Origin of the sequence: Komagataeibacter melomenusus, from assembly GCF_013155395.1 — a bacterium.
Classification (GTDB): Bacteria; Pseudomonadota; Alphaproteobacteria; order Acetobacterales; family Acetobacteraceae; genus Komagataeibacter; species Komagataeibacter melomenusus.
On sequence record NZ_JABJWC010000028.1, the window covers coordinates 13,717 to 39,143 of the forward strand.

22 protein-coding genes, 1 tRNA gene and 1 riboswitch are annotated in these 25,427 nt (G+C 65.7%); of the genes, 3 read left to right on the top strand and 20 right to left on the bottom strand.

Annotated features, from left to right (window positions below; genetic code table 11):
- Positions 1–8: 8 nt before the first annotated feature.
- The 17 genes from HNW77_RS11210 to HNW77_RS11290 form a co-directional block, all read right to left on the bottom strand.
- On the bottom strand, positions 9–506 hold the full coding sequence (locus HNW77_RS11210; RefSeq protein WP_172157702.1) for a peptide deformylase: 498 nt from the start codon (positions 504–506) through the stop codon (positions 9–11).
- A gap of 17 nt (positions 507–523) precedes the next feature.
- Positions 524–1,156: a hypothetical protein gene (locus HNW77_RS11215; protein ID WP_241694424.1), complete on the bottom strand. Its 633-nt coding sequence runs from the start codon at positions 1,154–1,156 to the stop codon at positions 524–526.
- A 188-nt stretch (positions 1,157–1,344) separates the two neighbouring features.
- The gene (locus tag HNW77_RS11220; protein ID WP_172157704.1) at positions 1,345–1,890 is read right to left on the bottom strand and encodes a hypothetical protein; all 546 of its coding nucleotides are present in this window, start codon (positions 1,888–1,890) and stop codon (positions 1,345–1,347) included.
- Positions 1,891–2,041: 151 nt separating this feature from the next.
- A complete protein-coding gene (locus HNW77_RS11225) occupies positions 2,042–3,619 on the bottom strand; it encodes a carbohydrate porin (RefSeq protein WP_172157759.1) in 1,578 nt (525 codons plus the stop codon).
- Positions 3,620–3,814: 195 nt separating this feature from the next.
- Positions 3,815–4,040: riboswitch (cobalamin riboswitch) on the bottom strand.
- 293 nt (positions 4,041–4,333) lie between these two features.
- Positions 4,334–6,871 carry an EAL domain-containing protein gene (locus HNW77_RS11230; protein ID WP_172157706.1) on the bottom strand — a complete coding sequence of 846 codons (2,538 nt, stop codon included), beginning with the start codon at positions 6,869–6,871 and terminating at the stop codon, positions 4,334–4,336.
- Between the two features lie 187 nt (positions 6,872–7,058).
- Positions 7,059–7,526, bottom strand: a complete 468-nt coding sequence (locus HNW77_RS11235; protein WP_408886819.1) for a cupin domain-containing protein — start codon at positions 7,524–7,526, stop codon at positions 7,059–7,061.
- Between the two features lie 162 nt (positions 7,527–7,688).
- On the bottom strand, positions 7,689–9,002 hold the full coding sequence (locus tag HNW77_RS11240) for a hypothetical protein (RefSeq protein ID WP_172157708.1): 1,314 nt from the start codon (positions 9,000–9,002) through the stop codon (positions 7,689–7,691).
- A 5-nt stretch (positions 9,003–9,007) separates the two neighbouring features.
- Positions 9,008–10,351 (bottom strand): NAD(P)/FAD-dependent oxidoreductase, encoded by a 1,344-nt coding sequence (locus tag HNW77_RS11245; RefSeq protein ID WP_241694425.1) that lies wholly within the window; start codon positions 10,349–10,351, stop codon positions 9,008–9,010.
- Complete coding sequence (gene fabG, locus HNW77_RS11250) at positions 10,348–11,067, bottom strand: 3-oxoacyl-ACP reductase FabG (protein WP_172157709.1); 720 nt, start codon at positions 11,065–11,067, stop codon at positions 10,348–10,350. Before fabG ends, HNW77_RS11245 begins: the two co-directional genes overlap by 4 nt.
- Positions 11,064–11,507 carry a hypothetical protein gene (locus tag HNW77_RS11255; protein ID WP_172157711.1) on the bottom strand — a complete coding sequence of 148 codons (444 nt, stop codon included), beginning with the start codon at positions 11,505–11,507 and terminating at the stop codon, positions 11,064–11,066. The genes fabG and HNW77_RS11255 overlap by 4 nt, the downstream gene beginning before the upstream one ends.
- Positions 11,501–12,310 carry a beta-ketoacyl synthase chain length factor gene (locus HNW77_RS11260; RefSeq protein ID WP_172157713.1) on the bottom strand — a complete coding sequence of 270 codons (810 nt, stop codon included), beginning with the start codon at positions 12,308–12,310 and terminating at the stop codon, positions 11,501–11,503. The genes HNW77_RS11255 and HNW77_RS11260 overlap by 7 nt, the downstream gene beginning before the upstream one ends.
- Positions 12,310–13,524: a beta-ketoacyl-[acyl-carrier-protein] synthase family protein gene (locus HNW77_RS11265; protein WP_172157715.1), complete on the bottom strand. Its 1,215-nt coding sequence runs from the start codon at positions 13,522–13,524 to the stop codon at positions 12,310–12,312. Before HNW77_RS11265 ends, HNW77_RS11260 begins: the two co-directional genes overlap by 1 nt.
- On the bottom strand, positions 13,521–15,854 hold the full coding sequence (locus HNW77_RS11270) for an MMPL family transporter (RefSeq protein ID WP_172157716.1): 2,334 nt from the start codon (positions 15,852–15,854) through the stop codon (positions 13,521–13,523). The genes HNW77_RS11265 and HNW77_RS11270 overlap by 4 nt, the downstream gene beginning before the upstream one ends.
- Positions 15,851–16,453: a LolA-related protein gene (locus HNW77_RS11275; protein WP_172157718.1), complete on the bottom strand. Its 603-nt coding sequence runs from the start codon at positions 16,451–16,453 to the stop codon at positions 15,851–15,853. The genes HNW77_RS11270 and HNW77_RS11275 overlap by 4 nt, the downstream gene beginning before the upstream one ends.
- Entirely contained in the window at positions 16,450–17,373 is a 924-nt protein-coding gene (locus HNW77_RS11280; RefSeq protein ID WP_172157720.1) for an LpxL/LpxP family acyltransferase, read from the bottom strand. Before HNW77_RS11280 ends, HNW77_RS11275 begins: the two co-directional genes overlap by 4 nt.
- The gene (locus HNW77_RS11285; protein ID WP_172157722.1) at positions 17,366–19,012 is read right to left on the bottom strand and encodes an AMP-binding protein; all 1,647 of its coding nucleotides are present in this window, start codon (positions 19,010–19,012) and stop codon (positions 17,366–17,368) included. The genes HNW77_RS11280 and HNW77_RS11285 overlap by 8 nt, the downstream gene beginning before the upstream one ends.
- 9 nt (positions 19,013–19,021) lie before the next feature.
- Positions 19,022–19,294, bottom strand: a complete 273-nt coding sequence (locus HNW77_RS11290; protein WP_172157724.1) for a phosphopantetheine-binding protein — start codon at positions 19,292–19,294, stop codon at positions 19,022–19,024.
- A 186-nt stretch (positions 19,295–19,480) separates the two neighbouring features.
- Here HNW77_RS11290 and HNW77_RS11295 point away from each other — a divergent pair, with 186 nt between their 5' ends.
- On the top strand, positions 19,481–20,071 hold the full coding sequence (locus HNW77_RS11295) for a COG4648 family protein (RefSeq protein ID WP_172157726.1): 591 nt from the start codon (positions 19,481–19,483) through the stop codon (positions 20,069–20,071).
- Positions 20,072–20,083: 12 nt separating this feature from the next.
- Here the strand turns inward: HNW77_RS11295 and HNW77_RS11300 are convergent, their stop codons facing one another.
- From HNW77_RS11300 to HNW77_RS11310, 3 genes are all read right to left on the bottom strand, one after another.
- Positions 20,084–20,848 carry a glycosyltransferase family 2 protein gene (locus HNW77_RS11300; protein ID WP_172157728.1) on the bottom strand — a complete coding sequence of 255 codons (765 nt, stop codon included), beginning with the start codon at positions 20,846–20,848 and terminating at the stop codon, positions 20,084–20,086.
- Positions 20,845–21,609: a lysophospholipid acyltransferase family protein gene (locus HNW77_RS11305; protein WP_172157730.1), complete on the bottom strand. Its 765-nt coding sequence runs from the start codon at positions 21,607–21,609 to the stop codon at positions 20,845–20,847. Before HNW77_RS11305 ends, HNW77_RS11300 begins: the two co-directional genes overlap by 4 nt.
- A 217-nt stretch (positions 21,610–21,826) precedes the next feature.
- Positions 21,827–21,912: transfer RNA gene (locus HNW77_RS11310), tRNA-Tyr, on the bottom strand.
- Positions 21,913–22,029: 117 nt separating this feature from the next.
- Between HNW77_RS11310 and rlmB the strand changes: the two genes are divergently transcribed.
- Both rlmB and HNW77_RS11320 read left to right on the top strand, forming a co-directional pair.
- Entirely contained in the window at positions 22,030–22,860 is an 831-nt protein-coding gene (rlmB, locus tag HNW77_RS11315; protein ID WP_172157732.1) for a 23S rRNA (guanosine(2251)-2'-O)-methyltransferase RlmB, read from the top strand.
- Positions 22,861–23,146: 286 nt separating this feature from the next.
- Positions 23,147–25,291, top strand: a complete 2,145-nt coding sequence (locus HNW77_RS11320; RefSeq protein WP_172157734.1) for an FUSC family protein — start codon at positions 23,147–23,149, stop codon at positions 25,289–25,291.
- Positions 25,292–25,427 lie beyond the last annotated feature (136 nt).

Genomic DNA, 25,427 nt, shown 5'->3' on the forward strand with positions numbered 1-25,427 from the left:
GGAAACCTTTATCCCCGCTCCAGCTTCGCATACCGCCTGAGCGCGCGCTCGCGCCGCAGGCGTGACAGCCGCCGGGTCCAGAACAGGCCGTTGGTCTGGTCGATCTCGTGTTGCAGGCACGCTCCCAGCAGGCCATCGGCCTCGTCTTCGGCCACGGTGCCATCGGGGCGGTCGTAGCGCACCCGCACGCGCGCAGGGCGGGTGACGGGTGCGTGGATGCCCGGCATGGACAGGCTGCCTTCCTCCATCGTGGCGGTGTCATCGGCATGCCAGATGATCTCGGGGTTGGCATAGACACGCGCGCCCGCGCCATCATGCAGGTCGATCACCACCAGCCGCACGGGCTGGCCCACGTGGCTGGCGGTAATGCCCAGGCCCGGTGCCGCGCGCAGGGTGTCGAGCAGGTCGCGGGCCAATCGGGCCGTTTCGGCGCTGGTGGCGTCAACGGGGCTGGCAACCTGTTCGAGGCAGGCATGCGGGTAGCGGATGATCGGCACGATGGCCATGGCGGGGGTCCCGGGCTTCAGTACAGGAAGGGACCGTTATCATCCGCGTTGAGGTTGGTGTAGTAGGGAATGTAGAAATTCAGGCCAAACGGGCTGTAGGTATGCTCCACGCCCGATACGGGGCGCAGCGGCTTGACGTCATGCGCGGCCAGGCAGTCATACAGCGTCTCGCGCAGGTGGTCGGTGTCCTTGTCCGATTTCGGGGCGCCATAGAACAGGTCATGCGCGTAGGGCTTGCAGGCCTGCGGCGTGTGTTCGTAGTAATTGGCGTAACGGTCCTGCCTGTTGCGCGCGATATCGGCATCCGACATCCACTGGTGGGTGGCGGCCGTGGTGCTCCACAGGGCTTTCCAGTCCGTATGCATGTGCGACAGGCGGGCAATGGCCACGCCATCCTCACGCGTGCCATCGCCCCGCACGAGGCTGCCATGGCAGGCAAGCACCTGCACGTGGTCATTATAGACCGAGCTCTTGACCGTGCCCCCCTCGAAACGGATGGCGGGCGAGGCCGTGGGCGCGCCCTGGTTGGCCGTGCGCACGATGGCCGCGGTAATGGCAGGCTGGCTGCAGTAATTGACCATGGGCCGGGGTGCATGCTGCGCGCAGGCGGCCATGGTGAGCGGAAGGCATAAAGCAACAAGACGGCGCAACGGTTTTTTCCTTTTTGGTGGGGCGCATGAACCCGTCATGCGCCGGCCGGGTCATCATGGCTCCATATAATGCAAAAAGAAGGCGTGAAACTGTTTTTGCCTGATGGCTGCGATGTTTTTTTAAGGCAACTGTCCCCGTGCGATGGGCGGCGCATCACGTTGCGTATTTCTTGCCGTCGGACCTGGGGCTACGTGAAGAACCATTTCACCAGCCCGAGGAAGCCACGGCGCCTGCGCCCTGCCTGCCTGCCGCGTGCGTAGGTGGGGTTATAGTGCAGGGTGATGCTGGCGTAGTCATAGACGATGCAGACCGGCGTGGGCGGGCGGGTATACAGGTCGTATGTTGCGCAATGGATGATGCTGCACACGTCATAGGCCCGATCCGGCGGCGCGCATGAGGGCGCGCCCGCCCCCAGCACTTCATAATCCTCAAGATCATGCAGCACGAGATAATCCGGCTGCATGATGTGCGTGATGGCTTTGACGCCAAGCGTGCCCGCGAGTTCATGGATGGGATCATCAAAATTATGCAGGGGGTAGCGTTCGGCGTCGCCGATGTTCTGGTACAGCGTCGTGCCATCATATTCCAGCTTCAGCCGGATGATGTTGCAGATATCGAGAAGGATGAAGGTGGTTCTGTCTTTGGGGTTGGCAGGGGAACATTCCAGCCATCGGTTATTGGCCACCGTGCGCATGATGGTCCGGACATCATCAAATCTGTCATAGTAAGACATGAGTTCCTCCCCTGTTGTTTATAGGACGGGGGAAGGGCGCAACAATCATGCAAATTTTCAATGCGGCCCTGTGCTTTTTTTCCTTTACGCACATGCATCGTTGCAGGGTCAGTGGCCTGACCGGCCCCGCGCGCGGTGGCGGGGCCGCCTGTCAGAATGTCAGGCTGGTGTGCAGGCCAAAAATGGCCTCGTTGCCCACGCGGCGGTTGTAACCCACGCCATAATCCGGCACGCCGCCCGAGGGGTTCCACACGTACTGGAAGTCAGGCTGCATCACCATCCACGGCGTGACCTGCGCCTGATAGGTGAGTTCAAGGTGGTTTTCATTGCCCTGGGTGAGTGTCTGGCTGTCGCGGTCGAACTGGCGCAGCCCCGAACTGGCCCGGCCAATGCCCCAGCCCAGCCCGATCGTGTCGTTGTCGCGGCCCCTGAACGGGGCCTTGAGGTTCAGCCCCGCATCAATGGCGAAGCTGATCTCGTTACGATCGCCACCATTGCCCGTGGCGCGCACGAACACGCCCACCGACCGGGCCGATGTGAGCGAGGGGCGCCAGATCATCTGGTCGATGATGCCGTATACCAGCCAGTTGCCCCGGTCCCAGCGCGGGGTGAGATCGGCCTGCGAGGGGTTGGCCGCCAGCGTGGCGGCCCCGAGCGAACCGCCGTTGCGGTTATAGCGGTAATCGGCAAATTTCGCGGTATCGTAATACCCGCCCAGCTTGTACACGCCCGGCAGGCCGGGGCTCCTGGCTGCGTGCGCCATGTCGGCGGGCTGGGGGTTGAGCGCGTATTGCAGTTCGGTGATGAGCAGCGCGCCGGTGCCCATGTTGAAATTCGTGCCATTGGCGCCGTTATAGGTCTGGCTGGTGGGGTCCGGGTTATAGCCGCTCGTCGCCTGCTGGATGGGCAGCGAGTTGTATCGGTTGCCCGGCGGATTGTCGTCTGCTGCGGCGAACATGAAGGTAAACTTCTGGCTTGGCCGGTAACGGATGCGGATGGCGGGGGACGAGAGCGGCCAGGACGGCCCGCCACCATACAGGTTGAGCGAGGGCGCCATGGGCCAGCCAAAGTTCGCATTGAGGTAAAGCGAGGCGTAATCGCTGATCAGGAACTCGGTATCAAGATCCTGCTGGCCGATCTTCACATCAAGTTTGCCCTGCAGGAAGGACTGCTGGTACCACAGCTCGAACAGGCGGGTGGAGCGGTCGGCCTCGAACCCGCTGACCGGGTTGAAATTGGCCAGGTGATCCTGCGAGATCGAGCGCCCGCGTGTCTGCAACGCGCTGACATTGAACAGGCCGCCCTCAAGGCCAAACAGCTTCTCGGTATCGATGGTGAGCGTGGGCATGGTTACGCCATCATAGGCAGGCCCGGTGCCCGAGCCACTGGAGCCGTCACTGCTTGAGGGCGTACCGCCCGTGCCATTGCCCCAGACTTCATCGACTTCCTGAATGTCGAAGCTGATGCCGTGCCTGTACAGCCATGGCCGCGCGCCCCACATATTGCCCAGCAGGTTACCGCTGGTATCGAGCCTGTCGCCATCACCCGCGGCTTTTTCCTCCGCTTCAGCGGTGGCGCGTTCGGAATCGCGTACCGTAGCCGGGTCGATCTGCTGGATCAGCGGTGTGGAATTGCCCAGGCGGGCACGGTCCTGTGCGATCTGGGTCTGGACCTGGGCATGGGCTGCGGTGCAGCAGGCACCGCCCAGGGCGCCCGACAGCAGCAGCATGCGCGACAGGAACTGCCGATGCGCGAGGAGAATATGCAGTGTCATGGTGAAAAACATCCCGTCAGGATGGGTCTGGCGGCAGGGGGCCAGAAAATGACAGGCCGGAGGAAAAGCCTGTCGCTGTAATGGCATACGGGATGTCAGGTCGGAGGGCGCATGGTCTCACATCCATCTCCGGTCATGCCCGCCCGGCGATATCGTTAAAGGACAATGGCAGGTCTCCTGACTTGCGGGTCGCTGCACTGCATCTCCCTTCCCGGCCAAAGCCAGTGGTCGCCATTGGTACAGCGCCAGATGCAGCACTCTCCGCCTACAGTTGCGGGTACAGTTGCCGACTGCACCCCCGGGCCGGATACCCTGCCGGGGCTTACGGCATTCCCTTTTCACCCGTTTGCACGGGACCATTGACTTGTCGGGCTGGACTATAGCGTGCGTGGATCAATGTGCAAGATCAGCGCATTATCACGCTGCTGGCCATGTTGGCACCGGCATGGGCACGCGCGGGCCGCGCCATTGGCGCAGGCCGGGTCCTGGTTGCGTGGCTGGGGTCCTGCGCGGGGCGTGCGTGGCGGATGGGCCTTTTGTGCCCCGCTGGCAAGGCGTTGAATGGACTATATTGATAAGAAATGGTTTTGTTAAAAAGGGCAGCCTTGCAGGCAGCTTTCCGAAAAAAAAAGCTGCACCCGGAACGTGCTTATGATTGACAGGCCGGTTTCACGCCGCCGGTACCGGCTCGGCCCGGCGTTCCCTGATCCATGTATCAAGGGCTGCGGTATCCATCGGGCGGCCAAAGTAATAGCCCTGTATCACGTCGCAATCGATGTTGCGCAACTGGGCGCACTGGGCGGCGTCCTCCACGCCTTCGGCCACCACGGTCATGCCCAGCGTGTGGCCGATGCGGATGATGGCGGTCACCACCTGCCGCACGTTGCCGGTGCTGCCAAAGCCGTTCATGAAGCTGCGGTCGATCTTGACCTCGCTTATGGGCAGGCTGGCCAGGTTGGACAGGCTGGAATACCCGGTGCCGAAATCATCCATCGACAGCCCGATGCCCAGTTCGCGGATGGCCCTGGCGGTGGCCACCGTCTGCTCGAAATTCTCGATCATGGCGGTTTCTGTCAGTTCCACGATCAGGCGCTCGGGTGGCACGTTGGTCTCGTGCAGGATGGTGGCAAGCTGCGATACCAGCTCGGGGTCCTGGAACTGGATGGCCGAGACATTGACCGATACGGTGGGCACGCGAATGCCGCGCGCGATCCACTGCGCCATCTGCGTGCATGCCGCGCGCAGCGACCACACGCCGATGGCGCGGATCTGCCCGGTTTCCTCGGCTACGGGAATGAACCGTCCCGGCGAGACCATGCCCAGCACCGCGTCATTCCAGCGTGAGAGGGCCTCCACGCCATGCAGTTCGCCCGTGCTCAGGTCAACCTGGGGCTGGTAGACAAGGCTCAGCCGGTTATCGGCAATGGCCTCGCGCAGGGCGGAGGCGAGGATGATGTGATCTTCCGCCTGCCGGTTCATGGAGGGGTGGAAGAAACGGTAGCAGCACCGCCCCGCCTTCTTGGCCTGCGCCAGTGCGGTATAGGCCTGGCGCAGGGTTTCTTCCACCGGCTGGCCGTCCTGATGGGTGCTGATGCCGATGCTGCCCGAAATGTTGATGGGAATGTTGTCGACCGTAAACGGCTCTTCCAGCGTGTGGAGGATGCGCTCGGCCAGATGCGTGATGTCGGTGGCGTCCTGCGTGGTCAGCACCACGAATTCATCGCCCTCCGTGCGCACCAGCACGTCGCGGCCCACAATGCCGTGGCGCAGGCGGCCCGCGAGTTCGAGCAGCATCTGGTCGGCCCGGCCCTGACCCAGCGCCTGCACGATCTTGCGGAACCGGTCGAGGTCGATGACCATGATGCTCAGCGCTGTTGCAGGCAGGCGGGCCACGAGTTCGTTGAGGCGACGGTTGAGCCACAGGCGGTTGGGCAGGCTGGTCAGCCGGTCGGTATAGGACAGGCGGATGATGGATTCACGGCTGCGCTGCTGCTCGATGGCCAGCATGGCCAGGTGCACGCAGGCATGGACAATGCGCCGGTGCCACGCCCCCGGCTGGCCGGGCGTGCGGAAATAGAGCGAGAAGCTGCCCGCCACCTCGCCATTGCGCAAAATGACAGGCACTGCCCATTCCGCCGCCAGCGCATGCTCGGCCACGACCGCGCGCAGGGCGTGCCAGCGGTCTTCCGCCGCAAGGTCGGGCACCACCACTTCCTTTGCCGTGGCGATGGCCGTGCCACACGCGCCGCCTGCGGTGCCGGCCTCCAGCCCCTCGAACGCGTGGAGTACGGGCAGGGGCATGGCGCCGTGGCCACCGGCATGCAGCACGCCGCCGGTGCTGAGCATGACCACGGCCAGGCAGTCCGGCGCGATCAGTTCGATACGGCGGCACATGAAATCGAGCATCTCGCGTAGCGAGAACTGGTCTGTCAGCGCCTCGACCACGTCACGTTGCAGGTTGCGCAACTGCCGGTCATGCGTGATGTCGTGGATGACGATGATGATATCGGCCAGCGTCCCGTCATCCCCATAATGCGGCGTGACCGCGCAGCGCAGCCACAGTGCCGCGCCCTGCGGGCCACGGGCCTGCACATCCACCTCGAAGCCGGTGCGGCGGGCAAGGTGTGCGCGGAACTGGCGCAGGGTGCCGATATCGTTTTCCGCCCCCGCCAGCAGCGTGCCAAACGGCGCGCCGTGCAGCGCGTCGGGCTTTACGCCGAGCATGGCGGCAATGGCGGCATTGGCGTGGGTGATGCGGTACTGCGCATCAAGCACCACGATGCCCCGGTCGGTCGCCTGCACGATCATGGCGCTGATCTCGGCCTGTTCGCGCATCAGGTCTTCATGCGTGCGGTCATGCAGGGCGATCAGCTCATAGGGTTCGCCATCCCATTCCAGGTGTTCGCGGTACAGGCGCACGGGCAGGCCCAGCCCGTCCCTGCGGCGCAGCGTGGCGCAGGGCGCGGGTGTTGGCCCGTGCTCCGGCTGGGGCGGCAGGCCCGGTGCTGCCGCTGCATCCGCCCCTGGCAGCGGCCCTTGGGTGAACAGGCGGCCCAGCCGGGTGGCGGCGAGTTCGGTCGCGCTGTAGCCAGTCATGGCACAGGCGCATGCATTGCCATAGAGCACATGGCCCGCGCTGTCCGCCATCATCAGTGCCAGCGGCAGTTTCTCCAGAAGCGGGGAAGAAATCTGTGTGATATCTGGCATGATGGCGTCTTTCCACAAGGTCCTGGCCTGCCGCTGCATGGCATGTCCATGATGAAGGAACATAAAAGGCGCGGTTTTTCAGGCGATAAGGGGCATTCGTGTTTCTTTGACTCTATTGCGGCAGTTTTATGGCCTGCTGCCGTATTGTCTTTACTGTGCCGCCACGCGCGCATATTGCCGCAGTGGGTCAGTATTCCGGTTTTTCTCCCTTCGCGGGAACGGAGGTGGGCATGCCCGGCGTGCCGGCATAGGTCAGCAGCACGACGGTGCGGGTATCGCCCGTTTCCCCACGATGCGTATCATTTACGGACTCCGCAAACGCTTCACCCTGATGGAAAGTTTCCGTCCTGCCGCTCTCACGATCATGAATCGTCAACTGCCCTTCCAGCACGTAGCCCGCGTTGGGCACGGGGTGGGTGTGCCACGGCAGCGCGGTATGGGCGGGAATGGTCAGGCGGATCATGGTCAGTTCCGGGCGCGTGGCGGGGTATTTTTCATAGGCCACGCCATTCCACGAATGATCGGCCTGCAGCAGGATGTCACGATGGCCGGAGGCAACCGTCTGGGCATGGGCTGCTGTGGCGGCAAGGCTGGCAAGGCAGAGGCAGGCGGCGGCCAGGCGGCCATGCAGGCAGGGTGCAGGGTGCAGGGGCATGATGTGTCTTTCGGCTCATGGTTCGCTCCTTTTTCTAGCGTTCCATTGCGCGCGGCGTTGCCCGCACTGGCGCTCACATGCCTTTGAGCGCCAGTGCGGGCGCAGCCTTCATGGCCGCTATGGGGGGCCGTGATGCGCCACGGGCACGCCACCGCCCCCTTGTTACCGGCCTGCCGGGGGCGCGGTGTTGCGCAGGTCGGCAAGGGCCTGCTGCACCTTGGCCTGCTGGGCTGCAATATAGTCGTAGTAACGCTGGTAGAACGCAGGGAATGGCCCCGATGCCCGCGCAAGGGCGGGGTGGTGCGCCTGCCACCATGAAAGTGGCTGGCGCGCCTGCATGATGCGGGCATAGCGGGTGGCAAAATATTCAAGGTTGGTGCGGAGGTCGTAGTAATGCGCGTTCTTGAGGTAGCGGGCGAAATTGCGGTGATACGATCCCAGCACCGGGTCATCATAGAAGATGAGCGACAGCGAGGTGTTGTAGACCTCGTTGGGGGTGTGCACCGGCTCTGATTCCAGCAGCACGCCCGGTTCATCGGCCAGCCAGTCATATTGCATGAAGGTCTGGTAGGTCAGCTTGTCGTTGAATATGGCCTGGATGTTGTCCACCGGCACCGCATCGGTGCGGTGGATCAGGTTGACGAGTTCATTCTTGGGCACGGGAAAGCTGAGGGCTGCCAGCATGACAAAGCGGTTGATCGGCCATTCGCTCCAGAATCCCGCCGCCGCCAGCGCGTTATGGGTCAGGTGGTTGCAGTTGTCCTGCAACACGTTGGACTCATAGGTCTTTGGCCCGTTGCGATAGAGGGCGTTGCGCTCGTTGAGGAAATCCATGATCTTGCGCATCTGGGGCTCGGTCACGGGCAGGCGGGCACAAAAGCGTGCGCGCCCCAGCGTGGTGGCGTAATCGGTGCCGACCGACATCTCGTATTTCCAGTCCACGGCGGACATGTTGGCAGGCTTGCCGTTGAACACCTCCTTGTGGAAGATCACGCCATCATAGATGCCGCGCCGCTTGGCCTCGTCCTGCGTTGCCACGTAGCCTGCGCGTGTCAGCCCCTGCCCCGGCGCCAGCGTGCCATCAAAGTAGAAGGCGCTGCTCTCCGCCCCGGTCCAGTTGGCGTTGCTGTAATGCGAGTTCATGCTGAAGCCCACGCCATCGGGCCGGTCGGCAGTACGCGTGGCATCGCATTCGGTCAGCACGGGGTAGCCTGCCTTGCGGTCAAGGCACACGCCGCCAAGGAACATGACCGCATGCCCGCCAGCACCCCCGCTGATATCCGCGCCAAAGCCGGGCTTTTTCGAGATCTGCGAGACCGCGCACAATTCGGCGTAATACGGGAAGGCCTGGTTGTACACATCAGGCCGACTCACCTGGCCGGGATGGGTGAAGTTGGTCGGCGCGCAGGCGGCCAGCAGGGCCGTGCCCGCCAGCAGGGCCGCGCAGGCCATGCGGCGCAGGGGGTGCGGTACCATGGCCATTACCGCCGCCCCCGCTCAAGCTCGGGGCATGATTGTGGCCTGTCGCGCTCCAGCCACAGCCTGGCCGAGACAAGATAATACGCTGCCTTGAACACGGCCATGGGCAGGCGCGTTTTCAGCCTGCCCCGGAAGTCGCCCGCCAGCAGCGAGATCACCCCGTCACGCATGCGGAACTCGTTGCGCGGGTTCATGAACAGGTGGCGGATGACCGGCGTGTTGATGCGGTAGATCAGCCACGCGACCCGTTTCATGGCGGCACGGGTTTCCTGCTCCGCCCTGTGTGCGGCCCGCCGCCCCGCCCTGGGGGATTTGAGCCACGCATCGGCAACCGACACGCCGCGCTCGGCACTGCTCATGGCCAGCAACACGCCCGAGGAGAACACGGGGTCGAGAAAGCCGAAGGCGTCGCCGATCATGTAATAGCCTTCCCCCCATGACTGCCCGGCATGGTAGGAGTAATTGCCCGTGGCCATGATCTCGCGCAGCGGTGTTGCGTTGCGCATGCGCGCGCTTACGCTCGGGCTGGCCCTGACCCTGCTCCAGAACAGGTCCGCCGGGCTGCCCTTGCGGCCTTCAAACGCCACGCGGTCGCCCACAAAGCCCACGCTCATCAGCCCGTCGGGCAGCGGGATCATCCAGAACCAGCCATTCTCCACCAGATGGATGGAAATATAGCCCTCCCTGTCGCCATCGCGGAATTCGACGCCGCTGAAATGGCCGAACAGGGCAGCGGTGGAATTGTATTTGTTGCTGGTCTTGTTACCCGCCCGGCTGGCGAGGAAGGTATCGCGCCCCGAGGCATCGAGTATGAAGCGCGGCGCAAAGGCCAGTCTTGCGCCATCAGGCCCCACGGCCTCCACATGGCCGCGCGCGCCCTCCTGCCCCGGCGTCACGCTGGTCACGCGGGTGTTTTCCAGCAGGGTCGCCCCTTCCCTGCCCGCGTGGCGGAACAGCATTTCATCGAATTCGGAGCGTACGACCTGGTAGCTGTTGGTATAGCTTTTGTCGATGCCATAGGCGAACGGGAAGGCCACGCTACGCCCGGTCACGTCGGAGACGAACTCGGCACCCGGCTTGAACACCCCGAACGCACGCACCCGGTCCATCAGGCCAAGGCGCTCGAGAATGGGCAGGTTCCACGCCAGCAGGGATTCACCGATATGAAAACGCGGATGGCTGTCCTTTTCCACCACGATCACCCTGCGCCCCTGCCCGGCCAGCAGGGCGGCGGCGGTTGACCCCGCAGGGCCACCGCCGATGACAAGGACATCGCATTCCTGCGCGGGGTGGCTGGTGGTGGGGGGTGTCATGGGGCGTTCTTTCGTGCTGGGATGCGGGGTCATGCCATGCCACCATTGATCGAGATGGTCTGGCCGTTGATGTAGCCTGCGCGACCGGAGGTGAGGAAGGCGACAAGGTCGGCCACTTCCTCCGGCTGGCCCGCGCGCTTTGCGGGCACGAGGTCGGCAATCTGGCGCGGGGTCATCACCGCGTCGATGGCAGGCGAGGCAATGATGCCGGGCGCCACCACATTGACCGTAATGCCCCGGCTGGCCACCTCACGCGCGAGTGCGCGCGCCGCCCCGCTCAGCCCCGCCTTGGCTGCCGCGTAATTGGCCTGTCCCCGGTTGCCCATGATGGCCGCGACCGAGGAGATGCCCACGATCCGCCCCCAGCGCGTACCGATCATGGGCAGCAGGAGCGGCTGGAGGGTGGCAAAGAAACCATCAAGCGATACGGACACGACCGCGCGCCACTGCCGGGCACTCATGCCCGCCATGGGTGCATCATCATGAATGCCCGCGTTATGGACCACCACCTGCACCACGCCTTCGGCCAGCAGGGTCTCGAGTGCGGTGGCGGTGGCTTCCATGTCCGACAGGTCGCACTGCCATGCCTGTGCCGAGCCGCCGGTGGCGCGGATTGCGGCTGCAATGGCGCGCGCCCTGTCGATGGCGTTATGCGCATGGACGATGACGTGCAGCCCGTCCTGTGCCAGGCGCTGGCAGATGGCCTGGCCGAGCGGGCTGGCGCCCCCGGTTACGAGTGCGCGTTTCATGCCTGTTGTCCCTGTGGTTGCAGCACGACAAAACCGTGCCCCGTGACCAGCGCCGCGCCCGCTTCGCTCTCTACGCTGAAATGGTAGCGCATGCCCTGTTCATCGGCCTGTTCGCACGTGGCCCTGACCTGCAACGTGCCCCATTGCGGCTGGTCCAGCCGCCCCGGCGCAAGACTGACCTGGCGCAGGGTGGTCAGGTAGCCGATGCGCGGGCCGCCCGCCTGCCTGTGCAGCCCCCCATGCAGGGCGGCGGCCTGCATGCCGATTTCAACCCCGCACACCATATCAAGCCGCCCGTTGCGGCGCAGCGGGTTGGCGGGGTCGAGATGCGCGCGGGTGGTGCAGTAAATCGTGCGCATGTCATGGCGCACCACGCGCTCAAGCAGGCAGCTTGCCCCGGCATGGGGCATGTGGGCCTCGATGTCCGCCCGGCTCAGCATGGCGTCACCTTGATGGCCACGTGGCCGATATCGCCCGCAACGCGGATTTCATGCGGGCCGCCATTGGCCAGGGCGGCCAGGAGCGGCAGGGCGCGTGCTGCCGGGTTGTCGTGGCACAGCGTGCGCAGGGCGGTCGTGGTCTGCGCATCGGGCAGGATCAGCGGGGTGTCGGTGGCCTCTTCAGGCCCGTATTCTATATCCAGCATGGCCAGCGCGTGCGGCACGGAGCGGGGGGAGAGCACGAGCCCCACGCCAAACGTGCCCCGCGTGGGCCGTTTCTGGCCCAGTGGCTGCGGCATGGCCATGTCATAGACACACAGCAGAACGGTCCTGTCTTCCACCACGGCCTCGGCTGCGGCCTGCAGCAGGGAAAAGCCCCAGCTCCAGTCATACCCGCCAAAACAGGCCACGGGCTGGCGGGACTGGCTGCCGATGGTCCAGTACCCCGCCGCCGCGTTATGCACGCAGTTATGGAACTGCGTGGGCGACAGGCCCGCTGCCGGGTCGGCGAGTGCCTGCAGGATGGCATTGACGACCCTGCCATCGCCATTGGAACTGCCAAACACGTTATGCACCGCAGCAGGATCGCACCCGGCTGCGGTGCAGGCATCGCTTGCCACCGCCATGGCAAGGCGCACGATGGGGCTGGTGCGGCGCCGTTCGTTGGGGGCCAGTGTGGCGGGCGGCGGCAGGGCGCAGGGCGTGGGCTGCCATGCGGCCTCCCCGCGCAGGATGGCGCGGGCGGCCGCCCATCCCGCCATGCCATCGGCCAGTACGGCCAGGCCCGAAATCCATACGCGCATCAGGCGGCCTTTCCAAAAATCAGGCTGCAATTTGCCCCGCCAAAGCCAAAGGCGTTGCTCATGACATGGCGCATGGGCCGGGCCTCGTTGGTGGTCAGCACGTCTGCGCGGAAAGCGGGGTCCACTGCCTCCACGCCTAGGCAGCCGGGCATGAACCCGTGCTCAAGGGCCAGGGCGCAGATCATGGCCTCGATCACGCCGCACGCGCCCAGCGTATGTCCCGTCCAGCCCTTGGTGGAGGAACATGGCACATGCGCGCCAAACAGCGTGCTGACCGCCTTGTCCTCCATCGCGTCATTGGCGCGGGTGCCGGTGCCGTGCAGGTTGATGTAGTCAATGGCAGCCGCCGGCAGGCGCGCACTGTCCAGCGCACGCTGCATGGCCAGCACAGCACCCGCGCCGTGGGGGTGCGGGGTGGACATATGGTGCCCGTCGCTGCTCGCCCCATAGCCGAGCACGGTGGCATGAAACCCGGCTGGCGGCCCGCTGATCGTGCGGCCATCAGGGCGTTCGAGCAGCACGATGCCCGCCGCTTCCCCGATCGAGATGCCATCGCGCCGCGCATCGCACGGGCGGCAGCGCCCGGCCGAGACCAGTTCAAGGGCGGCGAACCCGCGCAGCGTCATGCGGCACAGGCTGTCCGCGCCGCCCACCACCACCGCATCGCAGAGACCGGCACGGATCAGGTAGGCCGCATCCATGAACGCGCGCGAGGAAGATGCGCACGCCATGGACACGCACAGCGCAGGCCCGCGCAGGTCCAGTGCCGCGCGCACGTACCGCGCGAGCGAGAACAGGTCCTGCGTATGTTCATAATCGAAGTTCGCGGGCAGCCTGCCCTGCGCATCCATGGCGCAGAAGGCGTCCTCGCTGGCCAGCACGCCCGATGTGCTGGTGCCCATGACCACGCCAATGCGCCCCGCCCCATAATGCGCGCGGGCCGCCATGATGGCATCAGCCACGCCATCGGTGCGCAGGGCCATGTCGACCAGCCGGTTGTTGCGGCAGGCATAGGCGGCAAGCCGCAGGGGCAGGGCGTGGTCTTCCACGCCCGCAACGGAGCCTGCATAGCCGTGGGTGATGCCGGCAAAATCGCACGGCTCCAGCCCGGTGCGCCGGGTGCGCAGGGCGGCAAGCGTCTGCGCCACGCCAAGGCCCATGGCGCTGATGCCGGTGCCCGCGGTCAGGCGCAGGGCGGTCAGGGCGGCGGTCATGAACGGGCCTGCCGGGGGGTGTCGGCTACGGGTGCCGCCATCATGAAACTGAACAGCATGGCCAGGAACGCTCCTATCGCGACGGTTGAGCCGATATCACGCAAAAGCGGGGTGCGGCAGCAGGCCAGGATGCCAAAGGTCAGCAGGGTCATTGTATTGCAGGTGAGCAGGGTGCGTAAGGTGCGGGCGCGTTCGGCCCGGTCGATCTGGGGGCGGGCGAAGAACAGGGCGTAATCCAGCCCCACCCCCATCACGAACTGAAGCGAGATGACATGGATGAGCGACAGCCTCACCCCCAGCACCGCCATCGCCGCCACGATCACGATGCCCGCACTCCCCACCGCCGCGCACACGCGCGCCAGCCGCCGCCCGTCGCGCAGGCCCAGCGCCAGCACCGCTATCGCCATGAGGGTGCCAGCCACCGTCCACCACAGGGCCTGATGCATGTGATCGGCCACGATGGCGTTTGTCTCGTTGCGCATGTTCAGCATCATGACGCCGGGCTGCGTGGCGAAGGCTGCGGCAAGCGCTGCCGTATCATGCACGGTTTCAGGCAGGATGATGCCGAACCACCGGCCCTGGCGCGCAAACAGCAGCGGGGCCAGGCGGGTGGCCACGAGCGGGGATGTCATGTCGCCCGGCTGTAAGGGCGCCATGGCGCGTGTGGCTGCGACATCCTGCACGAAGGGGGCAAACGCATCGGGCTGGAACGGCAGGTCGGCGCGGGCTTCATCAAGCCTGTGGGTCAGGACTGGCGTATCGGGCAGGCTTGCGATGCGGGCGCGCTGGATGCTCATGCTGGGCAGGAAGCGGGCAGCGTATTCCGCATCACCCATCACCCCGTGTGCCTGAAGGGCGTCGAGCACGGGCATGAGGCGTTCCTCGCGTTCCAGCACGCCCTGCGCGGTGGGCGCCTGCACGATAATGGCCTGACCTGCATCGGGGGCGCCAATTTCGTGGCGCAGTTGCGCATCGAGCGCGCGCAGCGCGGGCGGCACGGGGCTGAGGGAGGCGATATCCGTCTCGCGCGCGGGCGGATGGAGCACGAGCACGCCCGCGCCAACCACCGGCAGGACCAGGCACCACAGGCGGTAGCGCCGCCAGGATTCAATGCGCAGAATACCATCTGCATGGGTTGCGACACCGGGGGAAAGGTCGGCCCTCTGGATCAGGCGCGGCAGGAGCCACAATGTCGTGGCCGCGGCACTCAGCAGCCCCACGACCGAAAACACGCCAAGCTGCGCCAGCCCCGGCAACCCGCAGAACACCATGCCCGTCAGCCCCAGGCACGCGCTGCTTGCCGCAAGCCGCAGGCTGGTGCCGATCCGGCGCAGGGGGGCATCCGCCGCCTCGCCCTGGTCGCGGTGGCCGATCAGCAGCACGGGGTAGTCGAGCGAGACACCAAGCATGGCCATGCCAAAACCGAACGAGATGCCATGCACGTAGCCAAACAGCACCCGCACCACAATCATCGCGACACTGAGCGACAGCGCAAACGGAATGCCCATGGCCGCCAGCACCCATGGCGAGCGGAAGCGCCAGATCAGCACCGCCGTAACCAGAATCATCGAGGCGGTGGACAGGAACTCCACATCCCCCTGCATGGCGTGCGAGGCCCTGAGCGCAAACACCGCAGGCCCGGACATGAGCAGGTGCATGCCCGGTCGCGCCGCCGCCGTGTAAGCTGCATTGATCGCGGCCTGCACCTGCTTTTGCGCATACAGGTCCATGCCGTTGGCGCGGGTGCGCAGCAAAAGCAGCGCGCGGTCACGCTCGGGCGCAAACCACACGCCATCAATGCTGCGCCCGTGGCTGTGCGGCGCCCACGCGCGCAGCAGCGCCATGAAGGCGCCGGTCGGGTCAGCCAGGCCATAATGCTGGGCCAGTGGCTCGGCGGAGGAGTCCATCATGTCCAGCACGGCCTGCATGTCATCATGCAGCGCATCGACGGAAAAATCCCGCGCGGAATCCTGTGGGGCCAGCAGGTAGCGGTGGCTGAACAGAAAGGCTTCATCCGCGCCATCGGGCGGGCGGCTGCCATTGGTCACGGTGATAAACAGCCCGCTGCGGGCAAGGCTGTCCGCCATGGCCTGGCTGGCCTGTGCCAGCATGTCGGGCGCAGCGCCCTCGATCCCGGCCAGGATGACCGTGGCGGCACTGCCGGACTGGATCTCGCGCAGGATGAAGCGCGTGTTGTCCGTGCGGCCCGCAGGCAGGAAGCCCGCCATGTCGGTGCGCAGCGGTATGGCCATGAATACGCACGCCGCCACCACCAGCGAGACCAGCAGCCCGATGGCCAGCGGCTTTATGGAGCGCGGGCGTGCCGTCATGCGGGCGGGTCGATGCGCATGACCTGCGTATCCCCATTGGCCTGCACCACGCGGATGACCGTCATGGCGTTGTTCTGGCCATCGATCGTGATCGTGCGCACGTAGCGCGCCATGGCGGGCAGGGGGGTGAGTTGCAGCGTCCAGTGCGCCACGTCGCCCTGTGCCGCCAGCGCATAGTCATGGCGCAGGGCGGTGATGTCGCCATCAAGCGGCGCGCGGATGGCCTCGACCAGGGCGGCAAGCTGCGCATGGTGCGACAGGTCCACCACGCGCGCCGGCCCCTGCCCGCGCGCCAGGCTCAGCGTCGTGCCCTGCACGATCAGGGTCTCGGGCCGGGGGGCGCGCGTGATCTTCTGCACATGGCCGGGCCGGGCATAGATCAGTTCACCTGATGAATCGAGGTCATGCGTCAACGCCGCGATATGCTTGCTTTCATGGAAGGCGTTGTGCCGCGCGGGCACCATGCCGATGCGGGCGATGACGGTGGCGGCCAGGTCGGGCTGCGGCGGGGTTGTGTCCTGTGCGCGTGCGCTTCCTGCCCCCCACAGCACGGCCAGCGCCATGAAGGCGGGCGCAAGGGCACGTTTATGGTTCCTCATGGCTCTCCCCCGTGTTTTCCCACCTGCGGGGCAACCCATACATCGTGGAAATTGAACCAGTTGTAAGGATGGGCGCGGCACAGCCCTTCCATCCAGCGGGCGTACTGCCCCATCCATGTGGCCAGTCCCTCCGCCCGCCTGCCGCGCGGGATGGTGATCTGGTCCGCCAGCAGTTCGAAGCGCACCGTATAGTGCCTGTAGCCCGTGCGCACCCCGCTGAACAGGATGACCGGCACCCCCAGCATGCCCGCCACCAGTAGTGGCCCGGCGGGAAAGGCCGCCACGCCGCCAAGGAACGGGGTGGGCACGGATTTTTCATGCCCCGGCGCCCTGTCGCCCAGCATGCCCACCAGTTCGTTGCGTGCCAGGCTTTCCTGCACGCGGATCATGGCATCAGGCTCGCCGATATCAATGATATTGCGCGCGAATTCGGGGGCAAGCTGTTCCAGCAGGCGCGTGGGCGCGCCCGCATTGCGCCGGAACATGAGCACCCTGACCGGAAAGGGCGACATGCGGCCCACGCTGCGCAATGCCTCGAACGAGCCGATATGCGCACCGAGCAGGATGCACCCGCGCCCGCCCGCCATGGCCGCATGCACGCAGTCCAGCCCGTTGATGTCGATTGTATAGCCCCTGTAACGCCCTGAGAGGAAAAAGACCCGGTCCAGTATGGCCGCGGCAAAGGTGTGGAAATGCCGCGCCACGTCCATCGTGCGCGCGGGCCGGTCGAGCACGCGGGCCAGGTACTGGCGCGAGGCCCGGCGCGCCTGCCGCGCCGTGAGCAGGAAATACAGCGTGATGAACGGCAAGATGGCCTCGCCAAACGGGCGGCCCACCCGCAGCGTCAGCCAGATCATGAAGCGCGACAGCGCGGCTGTGCCGCGCTCGGGCCGGACCCAGCCGGGTTCGGGCCTACCCATGGGCATTGTTGCGCAAGCGCCCTTTTGCCACGACCTGCGTGCCCACCGTGCAGGTAAACGCCAGGGGCTGTATCGTGTGCGTAACCCGCACGGTATCGCCCGGCCGCACGGGGCGGAGGAACTTGATCTGTTCAAGCCGGGCGGGCTCGACCCCCATGAGACCGAAGACTTCGCTCAGCACCACCGCGCCGGGCACGATGGGGTTGCCGGGAAAATGCCCCGCCAGGGCAGGGTGGTCCACGGCTATGCTGAAGCAGCCTGCCTCCTGCGCCGTCGTGGCCGGGGCGGTGGCCTCGGTGGCGGGGCGGGGTCCATGCACAAGGGCCAGCAGGGCCGCACGGGTCAGCTTGCCCAGTTCGTTGCGGGGCAGGACACTCACGCGCACGACCCGGCGCGGCAGGAAGGCGGGGGGCACGCGCGTGCGCAGTTCGGCCAGGATGTCGGGTGCCGTGCGGGTGGGCGCCACCACCACAACCTCCATCCGCCCCACGGGCTGGCCCGGCGCGGCATCGGGCGCGGGGGCGAGAAAGGTGCCATCCTCAACGCCGGGCAGGCCGAGCAGGATGGCGTTCAGCCCGGCAAGGGAGGTGCGCTGCCCCGCGATCTTGATGATGTCGGTCATGCGGCCTTCGAGCCGGAACGTATCGGGCGTGAGGGGCCTTAGCGCATCGGCCACGACGTGGCTCGTGGTATCGGGCGCATGGATGCTGGCCGTGCCATCGGGGCGGGGGTGCAGGCGGATGCCGGAATGCAGGCGCCACGCCTGCGTTGCGGTTGTGCGGCGCGTGGCGATGGAGCCGGTTTCGGTGCTGCCATAAATCTCGAAAACGGGGGCCTGCCAGCAGCGTTCCGCCCTCTCGGCGGTGGCGGCATCAAGCGGTGCGGTGGCGGATATGACCCGCGCAATGGGTGGCAGGGGCGTGGGGTCAGCCAGGAACGTGCGGAGGTGCAGCGGCGTGGTGAGCAGGATGCACGGCTGCGGCCCCTGCTCGAGGCGGGTGCGGATATCGGCAGGGAACAGGGCCGGCCCCGTGGTGCTGATGCAGCCGGTGACAAGGGGCTGGATGACCGTCGTTTCGAAACCGTACATATGATAGGGCGGCACCGTGCCCACGATGGTGGCAACCCGGCCCGGCACGGGCGTGAACAGCCCTGTGCTGGCCTGTGCCCGGCGGTTCAGTCCGCCCCATGTCTTGGCATGGGCGACCGGCGTGCCGGTGCTGCCCGATGTCAGGATATGCGCCACGACCTGCATGGCTGCAATATCGGGGTTGGCAGGCCTGCCCGCGCCACCAGCGTGCAGGGTGGAAAGGCGGATGACAGGCATGCCGGCCGGGCGCGGGCAGGGCGGCAGGTCGGTATCGGTCACGATGGCCGCATCGGGGTAGCAGGCGAGCAGGTGCGCAAGCGGGCCTGCGGCGTGACTGCCCGGCAGCACGCTGTACTGCCCGCGCAGCACGGCGGCACAGAAGGCGACGGTAAAGTACAGCCTGTCACGGCACAGGTTTATGATCGGTCGCGGCGGCAGCGTGGCGGCAAGGGCGTGGGCTGCATGGAGCACGTCGTTGCCGGTTACCAGGCGTTCCGGTGTCCTGAACAGGAGGGCTGCCGGATGGCCGAGCAGGGGAAACGCATGCATGCTGATGGCTTAGGGCGTGGCGTGCGCTGCTATGTAATGGGTCAGGCTGCGCACGGAGCGGAAGATATCCACCTTATCGGCAGTGTCCGAACGGAGTTCCACGCCGTACTGCCGCTTTATGGCCAGCGAGAGTTCCAGCGCATCAATGGAATCCAGGCCAAGGCCATCGCCAAACAGGGGGGCGTCCATCTCGATGGTGGAGACGGGCATGTCCAGTTGCAGGGTCTCTACAATAAGGGCCGCTACTTCGGTTTCTGATGGAGATGGAGGGTTTGCCGCCACTAATTTATGCCTATTATTTACATTAATATCAGAAGATTTCTGACCGGGAGCATACCCTGCCCCATGGCTTGTAACAATGCTGAATCATTCTGTAACAGCAGCCGGGGTTTGCATCGCGCTGCAGCGCGGTGCCTGTATGCTGGGTCATTACGGTCAGGCGGTTGTATGCGTTTAGCTGGCATTATCATGCTGTTTGTGGCGAGTATTGGGGCGCATGTCCTCTCGGGCATGGGGCTTGAGGCGCCTGCCGCGCGCTGGCTGGTAACGGGGCAGGCCATGGCGGGTTGCGTGCTGCTGGCGGCATCCGTCATGCGCGGGCGGGTGGCATGGGGTGTGTGCCTTGTACTCCTTGCGGCACTTGGATACGCGCTGCCCCCCGGTTTTGTGCTGCTGGCGGATTCCGTGGTGCTGTATGGCCTGCTCCAGGGCGCGCTGCTGCTGCTGTTTGCCCGCACCCTGCGGCCGGGGCGTGAGCCGCTTGTCACCATGCTGGCCCGCCAGGTGCATGGCGCGCTGCGGCCCGATGTGCTGCTCTATACCCGGCAGCTGACATGGGCATGGAGCCTTTTCTTTGCGGCGCAGATGCTTCTGCCCGCCCTTGTGGCGCTGGTGGGGCCTGCGGGGTGGTGGCGCGCGGTGCTGCATGGGGCGAGCATGCCGCTGGTGCTGGTCATGTTCGCGGTTGAGGCCGGGGTGCGGCGCTGGCGCATCCGCAATTTCGATCATGCCACGATCATGGAGTCCGTCAGGGCCTTCAACAACCGGGCGCGCAGGTAAGGGGTGGTTCCCTCACGCCCGTGCGCCGCGCCTGCGCAGGGGGCGCAGCAGCAGGCGGCCCAGGAAGATGACCATGAGCCGCACATGCATGCGGATCAGCAGCAGGTTGTCGCGCAGGTAATGGAAGTGGGAGATGCCCCCTTCATCGCGGCTGGGGTAGCGCACGGGTGCATCAAGATTGACGCAGGCCAGCCCGCGCCAGCACAGGCGCACGGCGGCCTCGGGGTCGAAATCATAGCGGCGCATGCCCGATACCCCGTCCATGACCGCCAGCAGGTCGGCTGCCGGATAGACGCGCAAGCCGAACAGCGAATCCCCGATGTCGCTGCCCGGCGTTTCCAGCCGCGCCCACCAGTTGGATACCCGGCGCCCCTGCACCCGCAGGGCGGGCGCGTCAGCAGCAAAGACGGGTCGGCCCAGGATCAGCGCCGCCGGTGCATTGCGTGAAGCCTTGATGAACCGGCCAATCTGCTCGGCCGGGTGCTGTCCGTCGGCATCCATGGTCAGGATATGGGTGTAACCGCGCGTGCGTGCCCAGCGCAGCCCGTGATGGATGGCCGCCCCCTTGCCCCGGTTGCGGGGCAGGCGCGTGACCGACAGGCCGGGATGGGTGGCGGCTAGGGCGGGCAGGCTGTCGGCGCTGCCATCGGTGCTGCCATCGACGACAACCAGCACATCGGGCCAGAAGGCCAGCGCCCCGGCCACCGTGCGCGCCAGGACCGGGCCGGTATTGTAGGAGGGAATGACGACAAGATGCCGCGGGGCGGGCGGGTTCATGCCATGCCTCCATGGGGGGCCTGCCGGGCAAGGGCCTCGGTCAGCCCGACCTGCACCTGCCCGGCCAGTTCGCGTGATGTCATGGCGCCGGTGGCCTGCGGCGGCAGGATCGCGCCGCGCGTGACGGTATAGATAATGGGCAGCGCGGGGCGACGCAGCAGGGAAGCCCCCTTGCGCAGGTAGGGCGAATTGCTGGTAATGATCATGGTCTGCACCGTGCAGCCCGCCTGCATGGCAATGGCGGCGAAGGCGGGATGAAAGGTGTCATTCGCCCCCGCCCGGCCCGAGCGCGTGCCTTCGGGAAACAGCAGGATGGGCTGGCCTGCCCGCGCCTGCGCCACCGTGCTGCGGATCAGGCGCAGCGGCGTGTCGTTGCCGGGATATTGCGCAAGCCGCAGTGCCGCCCCGCAGAACGGGTGATCGAGCAGGGACTGCTTGGTCACGCACACAAGATCGGGCAGGTAGGCGGTGAACAGCATGGCATCCAGCAGCGAGGGATGGTTGGCCACCACCACGGTGTTGCGCAGAGGGGCCAGGGCTTTCAGGTCGCGCGGGTTGCACCGGATTCCGCCCAGCCCGCGCAGCACGTTGAGCGACAGCCGCGACATGATCCACACCCACCGCCGCCCGACCATGCCCCGCCACCGGCGCGGCACAACAGGGGCCAGCAGCAGCGCGACAGTATTGAATACGGCAAAGGCCCAGACAGAATAGACAAGGCCGATGCAGAAAATAAGTCTATGCCAGCCTCTCCGCAGCATCTTGCGTATCATATCCATAAAACAGAACCGGGCTCTCCCTGCCGGGCAGGCACCTGATAGCCCATTATGGCGGAAGGCGGCGTAACTGCCTAATAGGCCCTGCATCGCCCCCGGTCATGGCTGATGCGCCCGGCAGGGTTCACGGCCTGGAAACACAAAAAGCGCCGGCGCGCCAGCGTTGTGATGCAGATTGCAGCAATTTTGGAAAAAAAGAGAATGGTGGAGGGAGTTGGATTCGAACCAACGTAGGCGTACACCAGCGGATTTACAGTCCGCCCCCTTTAGCCACTCGGGCATCCCTCCAGGTTGGGCGGGTAATTACGGGGTATGGGGGGGTGAGTCAAGGGCGTTGGTGAAAAATTTGCGCCAATTTCCGTTTGAGGGAATGACGCGGGTGCCCGTTGGGCTTAAAGAGCGGTCATGAACATGCGCACATCCCGCCGCCGTGGCGCTTCGTCCGGGGCTCATTCCGCTTCTCCCGCCCGCGCCACGCCCGAAAGGGGCGGCAGGCGGGGTGGCCGTGGGGCCGCATCGGCACCCGCTGGCACGTGCTGGCTGTACGGCCTGCATGCGGTCCAGGCCGCGCTTGAAAACCCGGCCCGCAAGCTGCGCCAGCTGCTGGTCACGGCGGAAGCGCAGGAAACCTTGGCAGCAAGGCTTGAAGGCGGCTTTCCCATCCAGGCGGTCCGCGCCGAGCGCGCCCAGCTTGATGCGCTGTGCGGCGCTGACGCCGTGCATCAGGGCATGGCCCTGCTGGCCGACATGCTGACCCCGCCCGACCTTGATACGGTGCTTGAGCAGCCCGGCCCGGTGCTGGTGCTCGATCAGGTGACCGACCCGCGCAACGTGGGTGCCATCCTGCGCTCTGCGGCGGCCTTTGGCGCGGTGGCGGTGGTGATGCAGGACCGCAATGCCCCTGACGAGACCGGCACGCTCGCGCGCGCGGCCTCGGGCGCGCTCGAGATCGTGCCGCTGATCCGCGTGGTCAATCTCTCGCGCGTGCTCGATGCGCTCAAGGCGCGTGGCCTGTGGGTGGTGGGGCTTGATGCGGGGGGCGGCATCCTTGATGGCGCGGCCTTCCACCAGCGCCGGGTCGCCCTTGTGCTCGGGGCGGAGGGCGCAGGGCTGCGGCGGCTGACGCGCGAGCATTGCGATGAAATCGCGGGGCTTGCCATGAGCAGCCAGATGGAAAGCCTCAACGTATCCAACGCCGCCGCCGTGGCGTTGTACGAGATGTTCCGCCACCGCTAGAACAACGCAACAAGTCCCTGCTGAAGCTTTTTTAAAAAAGCTTCAGCAGAATGCTGCCTTTTTGCAAAAAGGCAGCACATGGAAGCCTTTATCCTTGTGGGTCTGCACGCGCAGCGCCAGCGTGCGTAACGCCCGGCGAAGCGGCTGGGAAACATGAAAAACTATTTACGTTATAACATGTAGATTTGTTCCCCCATTGTTGCCATTGGGAGGACATGACACGATTACGTGATAGGGGCATTCCACCACGCCGCATGCACTGGGGCAGGGCACTGCGGCGCCGGGCATGACGGATGGCTTCCTGCGGCGCTTCCGCTGGCTTTATGCCCCGCGCCTGAGCAATTTCGGCTTTGCGCTGCGCACGACCATCGCTGCCCTGCTCGCACTCGTGCTGGCCTTGTGGATGGAAATGGACAACCCGCAATGGGCCGCCATGACCACATGGATCGTGGCCCAGAATTCACGCGGGCAGAGCCTGTCCAAGGCGCGGTGGCGGCTTGTGGGCACCTGCCTTGGCGCGGTGGCGGGTGTGGCGCTGATTGCCGCCATGCCGCAATCGGCGTGGCTGCTGTTTCCCGTGCTGGCCATATGGGTGGGGGCGTGCTGCGGGCTGGCCACGTTCCTGCGCAACTTCCATTCCTACGCGCTGGTGCTCATGGCGTTTACCAGCGGGCTGATTGCGCTGAACGCGGCCAATGCGCCGCATCAGGTGTTTGACATCGCCCTGTCGCGCTCGACCTACATCTTTCTGGGCATAGTGTGCGAGAGCGCGCTGGCCGCCGTGTTCGCCCCCAGCCTGATTGACGTGGCCCGGCGCGAGATCGGCCAGAAGGTGGGCGCCGCCATAGGGCAGGCAGTACAGGCGCTTGGCAGCATGATGCAGGGGCGCGAGGGGGCGTTCCTCAAATCACGCACGTTGCTGGGCTCGGTCTTTTCCGTATCGGACCAGATCGAGTTCAGCGAGGTGGAGATGCAGCACCGCACCCGCGCGGGCGACCATGCGCGTGCGGCCCTGGCCTCGATTGCGGTGGTGATGTCACGCGGGCTGGGGCTGAGTGCGCGCATGCATACCACGGGTGTCCTGCCGCCTGCCTTCGTCACCCCGCTTGCGCGCGCGCAGGTGCTGTTTGCCAGCATTCAGGCAGCCATGGCGGGGCCTGACCCGCTGGCCGCCATTCCCGCCCTGCGCGCGCAACTGCGCGACCTCGGGGCGGAATGCCGCCAGCAGCTTGTCAATGACATCATCGCCGTATCCGGCGCCACCTCGCCGGGCCGGGCGGCGGGGCAGCGGCATCTTGATGGCTACATCCTCAACGCCTCGCTCGGCGTGCTGCTGGTGCGGCTTGACGCGGCGCTGGCGCATCTGGCGGCAACGCAGGTGGCACCCGCGCATGACCACTTCCATTTCTCGATGCCGCCATGGCGCGACCGCACGGCGGCGTGGCATAACGGCATCCGCTCGGCAGGTGCCGTGCTGATGGGCGGGCTGGTGTGGGAGTGCACCGGCTGGCCCGATGGCGCGACGTTTGCCATGTTCGTGGTGGTGACATGCAGCCGCTTTGCCGCCAATGAAAACCCGGTGCGCGACAGCATCGGCTTCCTGCGCGGGGCAGTGTGGGCGGTGCTGGTCGCGGCCATCATCACCTTCATCGTGCTGCCTGACCAGGCGGTGTGGGAGACGCTGGTGCTCTCGCTGTTCGTGCCCATGATGGTCGGCGGCCTTGCATTGCGCGATGCGCGCACGGCGGGTACGGCGGCGCCCTATAACAACTTCCTGCCGTTCATGGTCTATCCGGGCAACCAGTCGCGGCTTGATGAACTGACCTTTTTCAACACCAACAGCGCGGTGGTGCTGGGCATCGGGTGCAGCGTGCTGGTGTTTCGCCTCGTGCTGCCCTTCGACCTTGATGCCGAGCGGTGGCGCATGCGCCGCCAGATCGTGCGCGACCTGCGCCGCATCGCCCAGGCGCCCGCCATACCCGACCCCGGCGCGTGGGTGAACCGGCTCACCACCGGCTTTGCCCGGCTGGTGCGGCATGCGGCCACCATGTCCGATGCACAGACCAATGCGTATCTCGATGGCGTGCTGTCAGCCATGACGGTGGGGCTGAACCTGATCCGCCTGCGCGGCCTGCTGGCCCGTGGTGGCCTGCCGCCCGCCATCGGGGCTGCGGTGGCGCGCACGCTGGCGGCCTTTGGCACGTGGAAGGGCGGCCTGCCGGTGGAACTGGCCCGCATCGTGGCGGCCTCGCTTGCGCAGATGCGGGCTGCGGTGGCGGGCGAAGTCAACCTGTCGCGCCGCCTCGACCTGGGGTGGTGCGTGGCCTATCTGGAAATACTCGAGCGCGAACTGCATACCAATGCGCGGTTTTTCGATATTACGCGCCGTTTTCATCTGCCGCCTGATGGGGCGGGCAAGGATGCTGCATAGGTCAGGCATGAAAATTTCCGGGTGCCACTTTCTTTTCAAGAAGGCGGCTTTCTTCTGAAGCTTTTTGAAAAAAGCTTCACCAAAAACGTTTCTTGTTTCATCAAGGCGTTATTGTTGGAAATTCACAAGAATAAAG